The organism is Marinovum sp. E3 (assembly GCF_055755275.1).
This window is the reverse complement of sequence record NZ_JBVTQV010000006.1, coordinates 57746-74232: the sequence shown is the minus strand read 5'-3', so window position 1 is coordinate 74232 and position 16487 is coordinate 57746. Positions and strand designations below refer to the sequence as shown.

General features: G+C 67.5%; 15 protein-coding genes. 9 read left to right on the top strand and 6 right to left on the bottom strand.

Annotation, left to right across the window (positions count from 1 at the left end; genetic code table 11):
- Positions 1 to 54: 54 nt before the first annotated feature.
- Positions 55 to 1053 (bottom strand): LacI family DNA-binding transcriptional regulator, encoded by a 999-nt coding sequence (locus AC0J5K_RS21765; protein WP_074837945.1) that lies wholly within the window; start codon positions 1051 to 1053, stop codon positions 55 to 57.
- Between the two features lie 209 nt (positions 1054 to 1262).
- Between AC0J5K_RS21765 and AC0J5K_RS21760 the strand changes: the two genes are divergently transcribed.
- The 3 genes from AC0J5K_RS21760 (at position 1263) to AC0J5K_RS21750 (ending at position 3191) form a co-directional block, all read left to right on the top strand.
- Positions 1263 to 1826, top strand: coding sequence for a carboxymuconolactone decarboxylase family protein (locus tag AC0J5K_RS21760; protein ID WP_048535686.1), 564 nt, complete (start codon positions 1263 to 1265; stop codon positions 1824 to 1826).
- Between the two features lie 114 nt (positions 1827 to 1940).
- Positions 1941 to 2588, top strand: coding sequence for a DsbA family oxidoreductase (locus tag AC0J5K_RS21755; RefSeq protein WP_048535685.1), 648 nt, complete (start codon positions 1941 to 1943; stop codon positions 2586 to 2588).
- 3 nt (positions 2589 to 2591) lie between these two features.
- A complete protein-coding gene (locus tag AC0J5K_RS21750; RefSeq protein ID WP_274564132.1) occupies positions 2592 to 3191 on the top strand; it encodes a TetR/AcrR family transcriptional regulator in 600 nt (199 codons plus the stop codon).
- Here AC0J5K_RS21750 and AC0J5K_RS21745 read toward each other — a convergent pair.
- The 3 genes from AC0J5K_RS21745 to AC0J5K_RS21735 all read right to left on the bottom strand — a co-directional run bounded on the left by AC0J5K_RS21745 (position 3188) and on the right by AC0J5K_RS21735 (position 6142).
- Complete coding sequence (locus AC0J5K_RS21745) at positions 3188 to 3937, bottom strand: hypothetical protein (RefSeq protein WP_074837949.1); 750 nt, start codon at positions 3935 to 3937, stop codon at positions 3188 to 3190. The genes AC0J5K_RS21750 and AC0J5K_RS21745 overlap by 4 nt on opposite strands.
- Before the next feature lie 171 nt (positions 3938 to 4108).
- Positions 4109 to 5722, bottom strand: a complete 1614-nt coding sequence (locus AC0J5K_RS21740; protein ID WP_074837951.1) for a hypothetical protein — start codon at positions 5720 to 5722, stop codon at positions 4109 to 4111.
- Between the two features lie 210 nt (positions 5723 to 5932).
- The gene (locus tag AC0J5K_RS21735) at positions 5933 to 6142 is read right to left on the bottom strand and encodes a hypothetical protein (RefSeq protein ID WP_274564130.1); all 210 of its coding nucleotides are present in this window, start codon (positions 6140 to 6142) and stop codon (positions 5933 to 5935) included.
- A gap of 18 nt (positions 6143 to 6160) precedes the next feature.
- Between AC0J5K_RS21735 and AC0J5K_RS21730 the strand changes: the two genes are divergently transcribed.
- Both AC0J5K_RS21730 and AC0J5K_RS21725 read left to right on the top strand, forming a co-directional pair.
- Complete coding sequence (locus AC0J5K_RS21730; RefSeq protein ID WP_274564128.1) at positions 6161 to 7027, top strand: phosphatase PAP2 family protein; 867 nt, start codon at positions 6161 to 6163, stop codon at positions 7025 to 7027.
- A gap of 1 nt (position 7028) precedes the next feature.
- A complete protein-coding gene (locus AC0J5K_RS21725; protein WP_274564126.1) occupies positions 7029 to 9209 on the top strand; it encodes a S8/S53 family peptidase in 2181 nt (726 codons plus the stop codon).
- Positions 9210 to 9230: 21 nt separating this feature from the next.
- Here the strand turns inward: AC0J5K_RS21725 and AC0J5K_RS21720 are convergent, their stop codons facing one another.
- Positions 9231 to 10121 carry a LysR family transcriptional regulator gene (locus tag AC0J5K_RS21720; RefSeq protein WP_074837956.1) on the bottom strand — a complete coding sequence of 297 codons (891 nt, stop codon included), beginning with the start codon at positions 10119 to 10121 and terminating at the stop codon, positions 9231 to 9233.
- A gap of 159 nt (positions 10122 to 10280) precedes the next feature.
- Between AC0J5K_RS21720 and AC0J5K_RS21715 the strand changes: the two genes are divergently transcribed.
- The 3 genes from AC0J5K_RS21715 (at position 10281) to AC0J5K_RS21705 (ending at position 12409) form a co-directional block, all read left to right on the top strand.
- Positions 10281 to 11846 (top strand): trimethylamine methyltransferase family protein, encoded by a 1566-nt coding sequence (locus AC0J5K_RS21715; protein WP_274564124.1) that lies wholly within the window; start codon positions 10281 to 10283, stop codon positions 11844 to 11846.
- Positions 11847 to 11999: 153 nt separating this feature from the next.
- The gene (locus AC0J5K_RS21710; protein WP_048535666.1) at positions 12000 to 12182 is read left to right on the top strand and encodes a hypothetical protein; all 183 of its coding nucleotides are present in this window, start codon (positions 12000 to 12002) and stop codon (positions 12180 to 12182) included.
- Complete coding sequence (locus AC0J5K_RS21705) at positions 12179 to 12409, top strand: hypothetical protein (protein ID WP_074837959.1); 231 nt, start codon at positions 12179 to 12181, stop codon at positions 12407 to 12409. The genes AC0J5K_RS21710 and AC0J5K_RS21705 overlap by 4 nt, the downstream gene beginning before the upstream one ends.
- Before the next feature lie 223 nt (positions 12410 to 12632).
- Here AC0J5K_RS21705 and AC0J5K_RS21700 read toward each other — a convergent pair whose 3' ends face one another.
- Complete coding sequence (locus tag AC0J5K_RS21700) at positions 12633 to 13109, bottom strand: MarR family winged helix-turn-helix transcriptional regulator (protein WP_170850586.1); 477 nt, start codon at positions 13107 to 13109, stop codon at positions 12633 to 12635.
- Between the two features lie 113 nt (positions 13110 to 13222).
- Between AC0J5K_RS21700 and AC0J5K_RS21695 the strand changes: the two genes are divergently transcribed.
- Positions 13223 to 16435 carry a reductive dehalogenase gene (locus AC0J5K_RS21695; RefSeq protein WP_274564117.1) on the top strand — a complete coding sequence of 1071 codons (3213 nt, stop codon included), beginning with the start codon at positions 13223 to 13225 and terminating at the stop codon, positions 16433 to 16435.
- Positions 16436 to 16487 lie beyond the last annotated feature (52 nt).

Below are 16487 nucleotides of genomic sequence, written 5' to 3'. Positions count from 1 at the left end.
ATGCAATCGATTGCATGTCAACGCCTGTCTCTGCAAACCGCCGATTTGGCCGGTTCAGCCCCGTCCGGGTGCGCTCACTGTCTGGCGAATGACCAATTCGGTCTCGAGGACCACGCGCAAATCGCCCTCGGGCGGGGCGCCCAGCGAACTGGCCAGCATTTCGACGGCTTTCTGCCCGGCCTGCGCCGAGGGCCCCGAGACCGTGGTCAACATCGGATAGCCCAGGATGTCATCGCAGCCGACGACGCTGTAATCGGCCGGATTGCTCAGCCCGTTGTCCACCAGACCGCTACAGATGCCATGCGCCAGAACATCGTCGAAGGCGATGCAGGCGGTGGCCCCAAGCGCCAGTAGCTGGGGTACGATCTCGGCCCCCCGGGCGAAAGAGGCGGTTCCGGCGGACAACGTGCTGAGCGTGAGCCCATGCGCCGCCGCGGCGCGGGTGACCGCCTGATGCCGCTGGTCGTTCGACCACGAGTTGTCGGGCCCGCCGGCATAGGTGATGTGGCGATGGCCCAGGCCCGCCAGATGCGCAACCGCCTGCGCCATGCCCTGGCCGGAATCGATCAGCACCCGCGGCACGCCCTCGATGTCGCGGTTGATCAGCACCAGCGGGGTATCGCGCGCCAGATCGTGGATCTGCTGCGACGCCGAGCGGGGCGAGGCCAGAATGGCACCGGCCACCTGATCGGCCAGCCGGTTCAGCAAATCCACCTCTTGGCTGGGGTTTTCATCCGCATTGCCGATGAACACTGCAAACCCGCGTTTCGCGGCTTCTTTCTGCACCGCCAGCGCGATCGGCGGCATGAAGGGGTTGGTCAGATCGGGCACGATCAGCGCGATATTGCTGTTGCGCCCGGTGCGCAGCGCCCGCGCCGCCGAATTCGGCGAATAGCCCAGCTTTAGCGCCACGTCCTTGACGCGTCTGACAGTCTCTTCCAGCAGGATATCGGGATTGTTGAACACCCGCGACACCGTCGAACGGTCCACGCCGGCCGCATGCGCGACCTGTTGAATGGTGACCCGTTTGGTCGCTCTCGGTTTTGGTGCCATGCGGCTGATCTGCCAAAACTCCGGGAATTTTGCAACTCGGACGAGAGCGCATAGGCCGAATTATGTAATTGGATGGGCGCCGCGCGCCTCACGTTTGAGTGATTGCTCAATTCATCTATTGAGTGATCGCTCAAAGTTGCCATATCAGTCCGACGCGGCCCGGACGGGCTGCACTGTTCACGCAAGCTACAGACCAACAAAGGATGCCAATGACCGATTTTCCGCTTCACACCGAAGAGACCGCCCCGGACGCCGCCAAGCCGCTGCTGGCGAAATCCAAGGCAGCCTACGGCATGATCCCCGGCCTGCACGCCGTTATGGCCGAAGCACCCGGCCTGCTGGAAGCCTACCAGCGCGTGCATGAGCTCTTCGTGGATTCGAGCTTCGACAAGGACGAACTGACCGTCGTCTGGCAGACCGTCAATGTCGAGAACGCCTGTCACTACTGCGTGCCGGCCCATACCGGCATCGCCAAGAGCATGCAGGTCGACGACGCCATCACCGACGCCCTGCGCAACGGTACGCCGCTGCCGAACGCCCGGCTCGAAGCGCTGCGCAGCTTCACCCTGCAACTGGTCCGCCAGCACGGCAATCTCGAGGAATCCCAGGTGCAGGCCTTCCTCGAGGCCGGCTTCACCAAACGCCACATCCTCGAGGTGATCCTGGGCTACAGCCAGAAGATCATGTCGAACTACACCAACCACCTGGCCGAGACCCCGGTCGACAAGGTGTTCGAGAAATTCGCCTGGGCGCCCGCCGACAAGGCCGCCTGAGCCGCACGTCCCGCCACAGCCCGAGGGGCGGCCCGCCGGCCGCCCCTTACGCCCGCGCCGGCCGCGCCTTATATCGCCAGGCAGACAGGCCCCAACCCGCCGAAAGGCCGCAAAATGACCGATCAGACCCTTCGTATCGACATCGTCTCTGACGTGATGTGCCCCTGGTGCATCATCGGCTATCGCCAGCTCGCCCAGGCGCTCGAGGCGACCGGCACGCCGCATGAAATCCACTGGCACCCCTTCGAGCTCAACCCCGAGATGCCGCCCGAAGGCCAGAATCTGCGCGCGCATATCACCGAGAAATACGGCTCCACCGCCGAACAATCGGCGCAGAGCCGGGCGCAGATGACCGAGCTGGGCGAAAGCCTCGGCTTTACCTTCGCCTTTGCCGAGGACATGCGGATGCACAACACCTTCGCGGCGCATCAGCTGCTGCACTGGGCCGGCGAACAGGGCCGGAAACAGGCGCTGAAGATGGCGCTGTTCAGCGCGCATTTCACCCACCGCCGCGATCTCTCGGATCCGCAGGTGCTGGCCGATGTCGCCGGCGAAATCGGTCTCGACCGGGCCGAGGCGCTGGCGGTGCTGGCGGACGGCCGCTTTGCCGATATCACCCGCGAGCATGAGCGTTTCTGGCTGCAACAGGGGGTGCGCGGCGTGCCTGCCATGGTGTTCGACAGCAAACATCTTGTCACCGGCGCCCAGGGCGAAGAGAATTATGCCCGCATCCTGACCCATCTGACCCAGCAAGAGGCCTGACCCATGCCGCGCGCCGCGCCCTATGACCGCGACACCACCCTCGAGGCGGCGATGGGGCTGTTCTGGCACAAGGGCTATCACGCCACCTCGCTCAAGGATCTCGAGGCCGCGCTGGCGATGAAACCGGGCAGCATCTATGCCGCCTTCCAGAGCAAGGAGAACCTCTATCTCCTGGCCATGCAGCGTTATTTCGACCGGTTTCGCGGCCAGTTCCGCGACCGGATCGTCGCGGCGGCATCGCCGCTTCAGGCGCTGGCCGATCATCTGCGGGCCTATGCCGCGCTCTCGCCCGGGGATGCCAACGCCCAGGCCTGCATGCTGATCAAGAGCTTTGTCGACACCCGCGGCACCGAACCCGCGATTGCCGAACGATCGCAGGCCTATCTCGCGGCCATGCGCGACGAGATCGCCGCCGCCTTCGCCGCCGCGAAGGCCCGCGGCGAGATTGCCGAGGACAGCGATTGCCCGGCCCTGGCGCGGCGCTATCAGGCCTATGTCAACGCCCTGCGGCTGGAGCTGCATCAGGGCACCGCGGCCGCCGAGGTCGCGGCGCTGGCCGAGAGCCTCGCGCGCGAGGTCGAGGCGCTGCGCCGCGCCGGCTAATCGGCGATCCGGCAATCGGTCGCGGCATATTCCGTCATCAGCAGCTCATAGACAAAGATCTCGGCGTCAAGCTCGTTGAGCATGAACTGCCGCCATTCCGCCAGGCTCTCCGGCAGCCCGGCGCCCTCGGCCTGCATCGCGTGCAGCGCCTCGGCGGCGGCGTCGAGATGCCTGCGCAGCCCGGCGTCCTCGTCGGCCTCGGCGATGTCCAGCGCCACCGCCGCCGCGCCAAGCGCCCGGGCGGCCACCAGCCGCCGATGGGAAAAGCCGCCGCCGGGCCCCGCCACCTGCGGAAGAAAACACGACCAGCGCCCGGCCAGGCAGATCAGCGCCGCTTGTTGCCGGTCGACGTAATCATCGGCGCAGAGCGTCTGGATCACCAGCCGGCCCGACCGCGCCACAAGCTGCGCCCCCTGCGCCGCGCCCAGAAGCTGCGCCCCCCGGCTGTGCACCGACAGCGCCCGGAACAGCCCGCCGCTCAGCAGGATCGTCTCGCGCGCGCGCAGCCGCAGCCCCTTGCCGGAACTGTCGATCACCGTGCGCAGCCGGGTCTCCAGCGTCGCCCGCAGGCTCGGCCGGCCGGCCAGTGCCGTCATCGCCCGGCGCGCGCATTCCTCGATCTCGCGCTGTGGCGCCCGGGTCAGCAGGGCATAGCGGCTGCTCGCCTCCTGCCGCGCCTGCACCAGATCGGCACAGCCCGCGACCGGGCAGGCACTGACGCGGCCGACCTCCAGCCGGATCGTCATCGGGCCTCGCCCCGGCCCGCCAGGGGCCGGCATCTCCGGTAAGCACTGCGCCGAAACAAAGTCACCCAAGCCCCCAAAGCCCAAAGCCTGACTTCAGAATAGGTATTCTTTCCCGGATGTTACCATCGGTGCGGCCGTTAAAAAGACGTCAATGGCCACAGCGCCGCCGCGTCAGACCGATTTGACCAACCCGATCGCCCGCAGCCCCGGAACCGGGTATTCCTTGTCGCGGAGGGAATCGATGGTGAACTCCGGTTCAAGCCGCCGCAGCCGCCGGATCGCCAGCCGCAGCTCCTCCATGTCACCGCGCGCCGCATGGATCGCGGTGAGATAGCGCAGCGGCGCCCGGTAAAGCGGCGCCTTCTTCGACGCCCGTTCGGCATAGCGCACCGCATCATCCAGCATCCCGGCGCTGGTGGCGGCGGCACAGCTGAAGGTATCGACCACATAGGAATAAAACCCGCCGCCCTGGATGCGCTGGGAATATTCGCTGTCGCGCAGACCGCGCTCGCCATCGCCCTCCAGCGAATAGGCGGCGCCGCGAAACAGCCAGGCCAGCGGATTGGCACGGTTGATCTCCAGCGCCTGGGTGGCCAGCTCGACGCCGCGCGCCCGGTCGCCCAGGATGAAGGACGAGGTATAGGACACCAGCGCCAGCGTCATCGAGCCATAGGGATCGAGCTCCAGCGCCTTGCGGCACAGCGCATCGGCGTTTTCCTGCAAGGCGCGCTGGTCGCGAAAGTCCTTCTCGGCGCGCTCCAGCGTGGTGACATAGGCCAGCCAGGCCAGGTAGATGCCCTTGCGGTGCACTTCGAAGTTGCGCGCCAGCTGGGTCTTGGCCAGCTTGAGATCGCCGGGCCGATTGCGAAAGATCAGCCGCACCGCGCCCAGCGTGCCGGCGGCCAGGTAATCATTGGTCGCCGCATCCGCATGGCCCGGCGCCAGATCGAGCATGGTGCGCTCGACCGTGCGGTTGACCAGCCGCAGCATCTCGGAATCGTCGAGCAGCGCCACCGGATCGGCGGTGATCGCCGCCGACATCGACCATTTCGGCGCATAGGGTTCCCCCTCCGCAAGCGCCACATGCGCCGCCGCCCGCTCGCCGTTGGCCTCGACCCGGGTCGAGAGCAGATATTGCGCCAGATCCTCGGGGCCATTGCGCGCCAGCCTGTCGGGATCGTCGGCGATGGCGGCAATGCGCAGCGCGCACCAGTCGCCGATCGAATTGGCGATGCCATGCGTCAGCAGCCGGTGATGCATCTCGTCGGCCGAGCCGGCGCTGCGGATCTCGACCGGCAGCCGCCGCGCCAGCCGTTCCTGCACGCTGAACTGGCCGCGCATCTGCGCCAGCCACTCCGACAGCGCGCCGTCGGTGCTCTGGACATCCTCGAGAAAGGGCAGGCCCTGCGCGGTCTTTTCCTGCGCCGCGTCGATATCGGTCTCGACCGCGCCGGGACGAAAGGCCACCGCCTTGCGGTCGGCCTGAAAGGCGTCGGCGGCGGGGCCAAGCGCGCTGCGGATTTCGCTGATCGCCTGCCGCAGGCTGGCCAGCGCCTGGGCCTGCGCCCGGTCCGACCACAGGCTCTGCGCCAGATAGGGCCGCGACCGGCACTGATCCGGCGCCATCAGCACCATGGCGACAAGCGCCTTGGCCTTGGCGCCCTTGGGCGTGCGGTCCGCGCCAGCGGCATCGGTGATGCGGAACGGGCCGAACAAGCCGACGCGCAGCTCTGCCGCCCGCGCAGCCGAACCGTCCCCCCCCGGTGTCTGTGCGAGTTCGTTCAAATCACTTGTTCCTCGCGTCGGATTGTTCAAAAGATATCACAAAACAAGGCGCTTACCCCAGCAAAAGCGTTAAAAATTCGCAATTCGGGGCCTTGCCCGACCTGCATGGTTGAGAAATTAATCGCTTATAAACGAATTCTTAACGGATTCGTTCGGGCGGGCCGATCATTTTTTCTACGGCCCAGATAGTCAACCAAGGGAAGAGCCATGTCATTGAACAATATTGGGAATATCGGAAACATCGGGAATATTGGAAACATCGGCAATATTGGAAACATTGGCAATATCGGCAACATCGGGAATATCGGAAACATAGGCAACATCGGCAATATCGGTCTCGAAGCGGTGCCCGGCGCGGCCTCGGGCGCGATGATGCTGGCGCGTGACGGGGTGGTTGGCGCCCGTCAGCCGGCGGCCCACACCCCCACCCATCTGCCGATGAACAGCCCCGTGAACCTGTTCCGCTGGGATCCCGGCTCGCGGCAATCGGCGGTCTTTGTCGACACCATGTCGGGCCTCGACGTGGCGTTCGACGCCGCGGCCGAAACCGCCAGCGTCACCGTCGGCGGCGCCAAGCTGTTTCACACCGACCGGCCGAGCGAGGCCGGGTTCACGGCGCAGGTCGATGACATCAAGGCCGCCGCCGATCTGCGCGGCGACCGGGCGCCCGAAATCCTTGCCCAGACCACCGATATCCTGTCCTTCCTCGCGATGCCGCTGTCGCTCAACCTTGCGCGGCACAAATGGACCATCGAGCTGTTGCAGGCGGTGATGCTGCCGGTGGTGGCGGTGGAAAAGGCGCTGAAAAACGGCCTCGCCTGCCGCCGGCCACAGGAATACGACGCCCAGATCCAGCCGATGATCACCGCGCCGGCGCATAGCGCCTTTCCCTCCGGTCACGCCACCGAGGCCTTTGCCATCGCCGAGGTGCTGAGCCTGGTCTCCGGCGCCAGCGGCGACCGGGCCGCCTATGGCGAGCAGATGACGCTTCAGGCCGCGCGCATCGCCCACAACCGCGTGGTTGCCGGCGTGCATTTCCACGTCGACAACATCTGCGGCGCCGCCCTGGGCCGCAGCCTGGCCCGGATGCTGCTGCACCGCGCCGGCGCGCTCGGCGGCCATCACTGCATCGGCGTCAAGGCGCAGACCGCCGCACTGGCCGGGGCGAAGCTCTCGCTCGACGATCTCGACGCCGCCTTTTCCGGCGGCACCGCCGATCACTACGACGCCAGCGAGGTCGCCAGCGTCGCCCCCGCGCCGCTGCTCGCCGCGCTCTTTGCCGCCGCCCAGGACGAATGGACCTGAGATGCCCGGCTGGACAGAAACCCCGCTCGACGCGGATGAGGCGCACCGCCATCCCTACGAGCTCTGGTACGCCAGCCCGCCGGGCGCAGCCGAGATCGAGGCCCCCCGCCCCGACCGCTATTATCCCCAGATCGTCGCGCTCGAGCTCTCGGTCAGCGGCAAGACGACGCCGCTCGGCGCCTTCCTCTCCCGGGCGCTCGCAGCCTGGCAGGCGCTGACCCGGCCGGCCCCCGCCAGGGGCAGCGCGCCCTTTGTCGTCACCCCGCATGATGCCGCCTATGCCTTTGCCGCGCTGATGCGCGCCATCCACGCCGGCGAGGCGGCCAGAACCGAACTGCTGCTCTTTCTGCGCGGCGACCTGCTGCAATCGCCGCTCGAACGCCATCTGCCGCGACCGGAAAACGCCGCGCTCGCCGTCACCTCGGCGCAGATCCTGCGCGGCGACACCGGGCTGACCCCGGTGCGCGGCTGCCTGCCGCCCGAGGGCTCCGACACCGCCCTGCTCGCCCCGCTCGAAACCGCGCTGACCGCGGGCACCGCCCTGCCTCCGCGCCCGTCCGAGGCGCCGCCGGTCGGCGTCGTCATCGATCACGCCATCGGTTTCGCCAATCAGGTGTTCCGCCGCCGCACCCCGAAAACCGCCAGCCTGCGCAGCCGCTTCATCCGGTTCTGGGCCCAGGGCGACGGGCTGGACGACAGCCCCGGCATCGGCACCGCGCTTGACGCTGCCCGGATCAACCGCGCCCTGCACGAACTGACAGACAGCCCCTATCGCACCGAAGCCGACCTGTACGAACGCCTCGGCCTCGCCGCCGACGGCCCCGATCACCACCACCTGAAGAAACGCGCCTCGCATGGCACGGCGGTCGGGCATGTGGCCTTTGGCACCGATCCCGATGCCCCCGAGGCCGGCCTTGACGGCGTCGATCTGATGGGCATCCAGCTTCCCGCCGCCTCGGTCGCGCGCACCAACGGCCACCTGCACGATCTCTACGTGATCTCCGGGCTCAACTGGCTCTGGTATCACCGGCTGCAAGAGGCGATCGCCGGCCGCCCGGCGCCGGATTACCTTGTCACCCATTCGTTCGGCACCTTTGCCGGGCGCCATGACGGCCTTGACGGGCTCAGCGCCGAGTTCGACCGCAGGCTCGACGCCGGCGAGATCCGCGCCGTCGCCGCCGCCGCCGGCAACAGCCTGCAAAGCGCCACCCACGCAAGGCTCACCGCCGCCGACCTCGCCGACAGCGCGAAATGCGACATCGGCCTTGCCATCCAGCCCGACGACCGCAGCGCCAGTTTCGTGCAGCTCTGGAGCGACCTGGCGGCGCCCGCCGGGGGGTCGGGCTTTCCGGTCGGCCTCTCGCTCACCCTGCCCGACGGCACCAGGCTGGACCCGCCACAGGGCGGCTTCCGCCCCGGTCATGCCTATGATTACGCCATGCGCGGCCAGACCGTGGCCCGGCTCTACTGCCAGCGCAGCCTGCCGCGCGCCGTGCCGGGCGCCCAGGGCCACGAACGCCGCAGGCTCACCCTGGCCATCCCCGCCACCGCCGATGGCCAGGGCCGGCCCGGCACCGCGCCCGAAGGCCTCTGGCGCCTGCGCCTCGGCCCGGCCGAACAGGGGTTCGCCGATCAGGTCGCCCTCTGGGTCGAACGCGGCGAAACCCCCGAGGGCTTTGCCCCCGCCGGCCGCCAGGCCTATCTCGAACACCCGGCCTATCTGCGCTTTGACGCCGAGGGCCGCCGCCCCGCCGGCGACACCGGGACCGCGCCGATCAAACGCTTCGGCACGCTTTCGGCCGCCGCCGGCTCGCGCGGGGTCATCACCGCCGGCTCCTGCCGCGCGTCCGATGCCAGCGTCTCGGCGTTTTCCTCGGCCAGCGCCGGGCCCGATCCAGCGCAACCCACCTGCGCCGCCGTGTCGGAAGCCAGCGACATCCGGCCCGACATCCTGGTCACCGGCACCTACAGCGGCAGCACGGTCGCGGTTCGCGGCACCAGCTTCGCCGCGCCCTTCGCGCTCAGAACCGCGCTGGCCAGGCTGCTCACCGGCGCCCCCGGCACCCCGCGCGAGATCCTGACCCGGAGCCTCGCGCCGTCGGAGGCCGATCCCCGCCACATCGGCCAGGGCCGGGTTCCCGGCATGTTCAGCCCGACGCCCGACAGGTTCACCCGCCGCTAGGATGCCCCCGGGGCGGCGCGGTCAGGGCGCCGCCCCGGCGCCGACCAGCCAGTCACAGAGCAGATGCGCCTGATGCGAGGCATGCGGGCTGACCTTGATGTAGAAATCCAGCGGCGAGGGCACGCTCACATCGAGCAGCGGCACCAGTCGCCCGGCGCGCTCCAGCCCCGCCGTCAACCCCTCCCAGCCCAGCACCGCGCCCATGTCGTCCTCGGCGGCCTGCAAGCCGATGACGTAATTGTTCACCCGCAGCCCGCCGCCCACCGGCCCCTCGTGCCCCAGCGCCCGGCACCAGTCGCGCCACGAGGTCCAGCCGGTCTCCGCCCGGTCGACATGGACCAGCGGCAGCCGCTCGAAATCCGCCACCCGCCGCACCGCATGCCGGGCGGCAAAGCGCGGGCTGGCCAGCGGCTTGATGCAATCGTGGATCAGCAGCCGGCAATCGCCGCTGTCGCGCGCCATGTCGCCGTAATGGATCGCCAGGTCGCTGTCCTCGCCGCCGCTGTCCAGATCGCTGACATTCTGCGCCACGGTGATATGTCCATGCGCGCGCCAGAATGCCCCCAGTCGCGGCGTCAGCCAGAGCGCGCTGACCGCGGTTGTGGCCCGGATCGTCACCGCCGGCCGGGTCGCCCGCGACCGCAGCTGATCCACCGCCCCGGCCATTTCCTCGAAGCCGCGTTGCAGCGCCACCAGCAGATAGGCGCCGGTCTCGGTCAGGCTGACCCCGCGATGATGGCGGCGAAACAGCACCTGCCGCAGCTCGGCCTCCAGCGCCTTGACCTGATGGCTGATCGCCGCCGGGGTGACGTTCAGCTCCTGCGCGGCGGCCTTGAAGCTCTCATGCCGCGCCGCGGCCTCGAAACTGGCAAGCGCGGTCAGGGGCGGCAGATCATAGGGGCTTTGCGACATGAACCTGTCTTGTGCAAGGGGGCCACGATCCGCGATCATGCTGTGCCGTGACGGGATCATGACTCAATCAATCTAAGTCATAGCCGAATATTTTTGCGATTGCCAGCCCGCCCCGCCCGGGCCGAAACTGTCGCGCAACCGCAAAGGAGCGCCGCCGCCATGCTCGACCGCACCGACAGACCTGCCCGCAAGTCCCGCCGCAAATCCCGGCCCGAACGCAGCGCCGCGCCGGGCCAGAACCCGCATCTGCATGTGCCCTTCATCCGCCGCAGGACGCCCCCCTATGACATCCTCGACCCGGCCAGCCTGGCGCGGATCGAGGCCGCCGCCGACCGCATCCTCGCCGAGATCGGCATCGAGTTCCGCGACGATCCCGAGACCGTGGAGCTGTTTCGCAAGGCCGGCGGCGTGGTCACCGATCATGGCGAGAACCGCTGGCGCATCCGCTTCGAGCCCGGGCTGATCCGCGCGCTGCTGAAAACCGCCCCCGCGCGCTTTACCCAGCACGCCCGCAACCCGGCCCGGAATGTCGAGATCGGCGGCGATGCGGTGGTCTTTGCCCCCTCCTACGGCTCGCCCTTCGTGATGGATCTCGACCGGGGCCGGCGCTACGGCACGCTCGAGGATTTCCAGAACCTGATCAAGCTCGGCCAGTCCTCGCCCTGGCTGCACCATTCCGGCGGCACCATCTGCGAACCGACCGACGTGGCGGTGAACAAACGCCATCTCGACATGGTCTACAGCCACATCCGCTATTCCGACCGGCCGTTTCTCGGCTCGATCACCGCGCCGGAACGGGCGGCGGATTCGATCAAGATGTGCCGCCTGCTGTTCGGCGCCGATTTCGTCGACCGCCATTGCGTCATCATCGGCAATTTCAACACCACCTCGCCGCTGGTGCTCGACGGGGTGACAACCCGCGGCATCCGCGAATATGCCGGCGCGGGCCAGGGCTCGATCATCCTGCCCTTCCTGCTCGGCGGCGCGGTCGCGCCGCTGACCATGGCCGGCGCGGTGGCCCAGAGCCTGGCGGAATCCATGGTCGGCTGCGCCCTCACCCAACTGGTGCGCCCCGGCGCCCCGGCGGTGCTGGCGGGGTTTTTGTCGTCGATGTCGCTGCGCTCGGGCAGCCCCACCTTCGGCACGCCGGAACCGGCCCTGGGATCGCTGGTCCTGGGTCAGCTCGCCCGGCGGCTGGGCCTGCCGCTGCGCTGCGCCGGCAATTTCAGCACCTCCAAGCGCCCCGACGGCCAGGCAATGCAACAGGCGATGATGTCGATGCTCTCGGCGGTGCAATGCGGCGCCAATTACGTCCTGCATTCCGCCGGCTTCCTCGACGGGCTGCTGTCGATGTCCTACGAGAAATTCGTGATGGATTGCGACATGTGCGGCGCGCTGCACGCCTATCTCGGCGGGGTCGAGGTCAGCGACGACAGCCTCGGCGTCGAGGCGCTGGCGCAATACGGGCCGGGCGAACATCTCTTCGGCACCGACCACACCCTGCGCCACTACCAGACCGCCTTTTGGGACAGCGGGCTGAACGACGACCAGCCCTGGGAAACCTGGGACGAACAGGGCGCGGAGGATTACGCCGTTCGCGCCAATGCCCGCTGGAAACAGCTCCTGCATGACTATCAGGCGCCCCCGCTCGATTTCGACACCGACATGGCGCTGCGCGATTTCATCGCCCGTGAGAAGGCATCGAAAGAGGACATGTGGTACTGACGCCTTGCGCTGTGCAGGCGGCCATGATGGCCTGCCCCAAAGGATAGCCGGCGCGCCCTCTGCTCGGATCTCTACGCATTCGCGACCCGGATCGCGGCCGTTTCCCTTGGTAATGTGATCTCAACCGCTCAGACACCAAGGGAGCCAGAGACCATGACCAACTACATTAACAAAGCCCGGCAAGGCCGCGTCAAAGCCCTCGCCTTTCTGCAACAGAAACAGCTCGGCACCGCCGAGGGCTACGCCTCGCAAAGCCACTTCGGCACCCCGGAAATGATCCGCCGGTCCGAACTCAACCTCTGGGCGCCCGAATTCGGCGGGATGGCACGCACATGATCCTGGTTCTGCTTCTCCTCTCCATCGCCCTCGGCGGCGCCTGCGGCCTGACCGCCTTTCTCTGCGACTACGGCATGTTCCAGTCGCTGGTGATCTACGCCGTCGCCGGCCAGCTGCCCTTCCTCCTGGCGCCGCTGATGGGGCCGATGCTCGGCATCTTCACCCCGTCCGAACCCGACCGCACCCAGGCCTATCACCCCGGTTTCGCCCCTCTCGAGGCGCGCTGACCACCGCCCCTGGTGTCACGGACAGCCCGGCTTGCCTGCCTTCTGCCTCTTCCGGAGCGCGGCCCTCCAGACCGGCCCCCGGAGCTTCAGGCGCCCAAGCAAAAACAAAATACGAAGGCACCCAAGCGGGCAGCCCGGCACCGAAAGGCGCCGGGCTTTATCGTCCCGGGCGCGGGCTGGCATCACCGCCCCGAGGCCGTCCATCCCCGGCCCCGCCCCGGGCTCACAGGCTGTCGAGGTACGGCGCCTCACCGTCGATCAGCAGGTCCACCAGCTCATGCAGGGCCTGCATCTGCGCCGCCGTGAGCTTGCGGGAAAAATGCGTATTGTTGTCCTGAACCAGCGGCTTGCAGGCCATCAGCTTGCAGCGGCCCGCGGCGGTCAGCGTCAGCTGCCGGTTGCGGCCATCGTCGGGATCAAGCGTGATCTCGATCAGCCCGTCGCGGGACATCGCCTTGATCAACCGTGACAGCATCGGCCGCGTCACACCCAGGTTGTCGGCAATGCCCGACGGCGTCGAAATCCCCTCCAGCCCGATGCTGCTCAGAACGCACCAGGTCAACCGCGTCAGCCCCTGCGGCGCCAGAACCGCCTCCAGCCGCTGCTGCATCAGGCGCGAGGTCCGGCTCAGCTTGAACCCGAGCTGCTGCCGCAAGGCATACTCGGCCAGCTGCCGATCTTCGACTGTCTCTTCGCGCACAAGGGCCTCCGTCATCCGAGCCGGCAGGGTGCCGCAAATTCAATTTGCATTATTTGATTAACCATGGCAACTATAAACTCAGGCAATCTTTTACCCGACACAAGAGGCACGCCATGGGCATCCGTCTGTTCTCCGACAAGAACCGCCCCGTCCACATGGGCCGCTATCCTTCGGAACTGCTGGCGCGCAGCCGGACCCTGCCGGATCTGGCGCAGGTTCCGGCCTTTGTGCCGCTGTCCTTCGACCGGTCGGACAGGCCCCATTGCATCGTCAATGCCATGCGCGAGCATCAGGCCATGCTGGACGTGATCCGCGACGGCATCGTCAACCCCGCGATGGCGGCTTGCCCGACCGACCCGCTCGAGCGCGCCAACCATATCAAGGCGTTCTCCTACTTTTCCGATGCCGGCGTCACCGGGGTCTGCGCCCTGCCCCGGGCCGCGCGCCTGCCCGAGCCGCACCAGAACCCCGATGTCGCGCATCTGGCGCAACAGCTGAAAACCCGCCAGACCAAGACCCTGGCCGCCGGCATCGATCAGATCATGGCCGATCTCAAGGAGTCCGCCGAAGCGCCGCCCTCCTCGATCGACGGCCACACCCACGCGGTCGTCTTTCTCTATGAAAACCCGCGGGATCCGCGCCCCGATGAGCCCGGCACAACCTGGTTCAAAGAGGCTTACGCCCATCGCGCGGCGCTGCTGGCGGCGGAAACCGCCTCGGTGCTGGCGAATTACCTGCGCGTTCTGGGCCATGACGCGCGGGCGCATACCGCCTCCTGCGCCGACGTCGATCTCAACCGGCTGGCGGTCGCGGCGGGGCTGGCCACGGTCGAAAACGGCGTGCTGACCCATCCCTATATCGGCACGCGCTTTGGCCTGTCCGCCATCACCACCAGCTTTGAACTCGCCCCCGATCTGCCGCTGGTGCCGCTGGAACAGCAGCCCAAAACCGCCTTTGGCACCGCCTGGAAGCTGGGGCGCGGCTTTGCCAAGAACGCCTCCAACGCCCTGCCCTACCGCACCCGCCGCTTTGTCGATGGCGCGCATCCCTTCGAAACGCTGAACCGCGTGGACACCCCCACCACCTATATCGACGAGGCCAATGTCGCCCGCGTGCCCAAGCGCGCCGACATGTTCGCCCGGTCGGTGTTCGGCGATCTCGGCAAACATGTGCAGGACGGCGCCCGTGGCGGGCATTACGTGTTCAAAGCCGCGCCCTCCACCGCGCAGCGCCGGGCGCTTGGCGCCTTTACGCTGTTGCAGGACGGTGACCCCGCGCCCGACAAGGCCCGGATCGCGCCCGAGGCCGCCGCCGATCTGATCAAGGCCACCAGCTATTTCCTCGGCCTCGATGCCGTGGGCATTTCCCGCTGCCCGGAGTGGACGTGGTACAGCCACGACGCACGCGGCGAACCGATCCGGCCCGACCATGACCAGGCGATCAGCATGATCGTCGACCAGGGCTATGAAACCATGGAAGGCTCCTCCGGCGACGACTGGATCGCCGTAGCGCAATCGATGCGCGCCTACCTGCGGTTTTCGCTCCTCGGCGGGGTGATCGCCAAACAGATCCGCAACCTCGGCTACAAGGCCAAGGCGCATACGGTGATGGATGGCGAGGTGCTGCAACCGCCGCTCCTGCTGCTGGCCGGGCTGGGCGAGGTCAGCCGCATCGGCGAGGTGATCCTGAACCCGTTTCTCGGCCCCCGGCTGAAATCCGGGGTGGTGACCACCGATCTGCCGATGACCCCGGACAAGCCGATTGATTTCGGGCTGCAAAGGTTCTGCGAAAGCTGCAACAAATGCGCCCGCGAATGCCCCTCGGGGGCGATCACCGCCGGGCCGAAACTGATGTTCAACGGCTATGAGATCTGGAAGAGCGACAGCCAGAAATGCACCACCTACCGGATCACCACCCCGGGCGGGGCGATGTGCGGGCGCTGCATGAAAACCTGCCCCTGGAACCTCGAAGGCCTGTTTGCGGAAAAGCCGTTCCGCTGGGCCGCGATGAACATGCCCGGGGCCGCGCCGCTGCTGGCCAAGCTCGATGATTACGTCGAAAACGGATCGCTGAACCCGGTCAAGAAATGGTGGTGGGATCTCGAATTGCAGGCCGATGGCGCCTATCGCCCCACCGACAAGCCGGTCAACACCCGGTCGCTGCAAACCGATCTGGATCTGAAATACGAAGATCAGACCCTGGCCGTCTATCCCGCGCCCTTGGCGCCGCCGCCGCATCCCTACCCCTTTCCGATGGACCGCGAAGCCGGGATCGAGGCCTATCAGGCGATGATCACCGCCGAGGAATACCAGCGCCGCGCCGCCGAGGGCACGCTCGAGCCCTTCCTGCACAAATACACCGCCGATGGCGAAAGCCCGGTCATCCAGGTCACGATCTCCAGGGCCGAGATCATGGCCCAGGGCGTGACGAAATACGAGTTTCGCCCGGTCGATGGCCAGCCGCTGCCCGAATGGCGCGCCGGCGCGCATCTGGATATCGTCGTCGCGCCGGATTTCCTGCGCCAGTATTCCCTGTCCGGCAATCCCGCCGACCGCGACCGTTTTCAGATCGCCGTGCTGCGCGAAGACGCCGGCCGGGGCGGCTCCAAGCTGCTGCACCGGATTTTCAACGAGGGCCGCCGGGTCTTCGTGTCGAAACCGATCAACCATTTCCCGCTGGCGCCCGAGGCCAGCCATTCGGTGCTGATGGGCGGCGGCATCGGCATCACCCCGATGCTCGCCATGGCGCATGAGCTGCACGCCGAGGGCCGGAGCTTCGAGATGCATTATTCCGGCCGGTCCCGCGACACGATGGGCTTTCTGGCCGATATCGAGGGCTTTGCCTGGGCCGACAAGGTGCAGCTCCACATCTCGAACGAAGGCAGCCGCGTCGACCTTGCCGCCATCATGCGGCGCTACGCGCCCGGCTGGCATGTCTATACCTGCGGCGGCGACCGCTACATGCGCGCCGTGATCGACGCCGCCGCCGAAGCCGGCGTCCCGGAAGAGGCGCGGCACCTGGAATATTTCTCGGTGCCCGAGCAGCCCGATTACGTGAACCACGATTTCGAGATCAGGCTGGCCAGATCCGGCAAGCGGCTCACCGTCCCGGCGGACAAGACGGCGGCGGATGTGCTGGTGGAGAACGGCTATCCCATCGACATCAAATGCGCCGACGGCATCTGCGGGGTCTGCAAATGCGGGCTGGTCTCGGGCGCGGTCGAGCACCGCGATTTCGTACTGTCCAAGGCGCAGCGCGCCTCCGGGATCATCCTGTGCCAGTCGCGGGCGGCGGAAAAGGACGGCGTTCTGGAGCTTGATCTCTAGATCGGGCGGGCCCGGAATTGCGGCCCGGCGCGGCGGCTTTGCCGCTGGTCCC

What these genes read in the sequence shown, in the direction of transcription:
- AC0J5K_RS21765 (WP_074837945.1), bottom strand. Translation starts at nt 1,053, where the DNA reads ATGGCACCAAAACCGAGAGCGACCAAACGGGTCACCATTCAACAGGTC.
- AC0J5K_RS21760 (WP_048535686.1), top strand. Translation starts at nt 1,263, where the DNA reads ATGACCGATTTTCCGCTTCACACCGAAGAGACCGCCCCGGACGCCGCC.
- AC0J5K_RS21755 (WP_048535685.1), top strand. Translation starts at nt 1,941, where the DNA reads ATGACCGATCAGACCCTTCGTATCGACATCGTCTCTGACGTGATGTGC.
- AC0J5K_RS21750 (WP_274564132.1), top strand. Translation starts at nt 2,592, where the DNA reads ATGCCGCGCGCCGCGCCCTATGACCGCGACACCACCCTCGAGGCGGCG.
- AC0J5K_RS21745 (WP_074837949.1), bottom strand. Translation starts at nt 3,937, where the DNA reads ATGACGATCCGGCTGGAGGTCGGCCGCGTCAGTGCCTGCCCGGTCGCG.
- AC0J5K_RS21730 (WP_274564128.1), top strand. Translation starts at nt 6,161, where the DNA reads ATGAACAGCCCCGTGAACCTGTTCCGCTGGGATCCCGGCTCGCGGCAA.
- AC0J5K_RS21725 (WP_274564126.1), top strand. Translation starts at nt 7,029, where the DNA reads ATGCCCGGCTGGACAGAAACCCCGCTCGACGCGGATGAGGCGCACCGC.
- AC0J5K_RS21720 (WP_074837956.1), bottom strand. Translation starts at nt 10,121, where the DNA reads ATGTCGCAAAGCCCCTATGATCTGCCGCCCCTGACCGCGCTTGCCAGT.
- AC0J5K_RS21715 (WP_274564124.1), top strand. Translation starts at nt 10,281, where the DNA reads ATGCTCGACCGCACCGACAGACCTGCCCGCAAGTCCCGCCGCAAATCC.
- AC0J5K_RS21710 (WP_048535666.1), top strand. Translation starts at nt 12,000, where the DNA reads ATGACCAACTACATTAACAAAGCCCGGCAAGGCCGCGTCAAAGCCCTC.
- AC0J5K_RS21705 (WP_074837959.1), top strand. Translation starts at nt 12,179, where the DNA reads ATGATCCTGGTTCTGCTTCTCCTCTCCATCGCCCTCGGCGGCGCCTGC.
- AC0J5K_RS21695 (WP_274564117.1), top strand. Translation starts at nt 13,223, where the DNA reads ATGGGCATCCGTCTGTTCTCCGACAAGAACCGCCCCGTCCACATGGGC.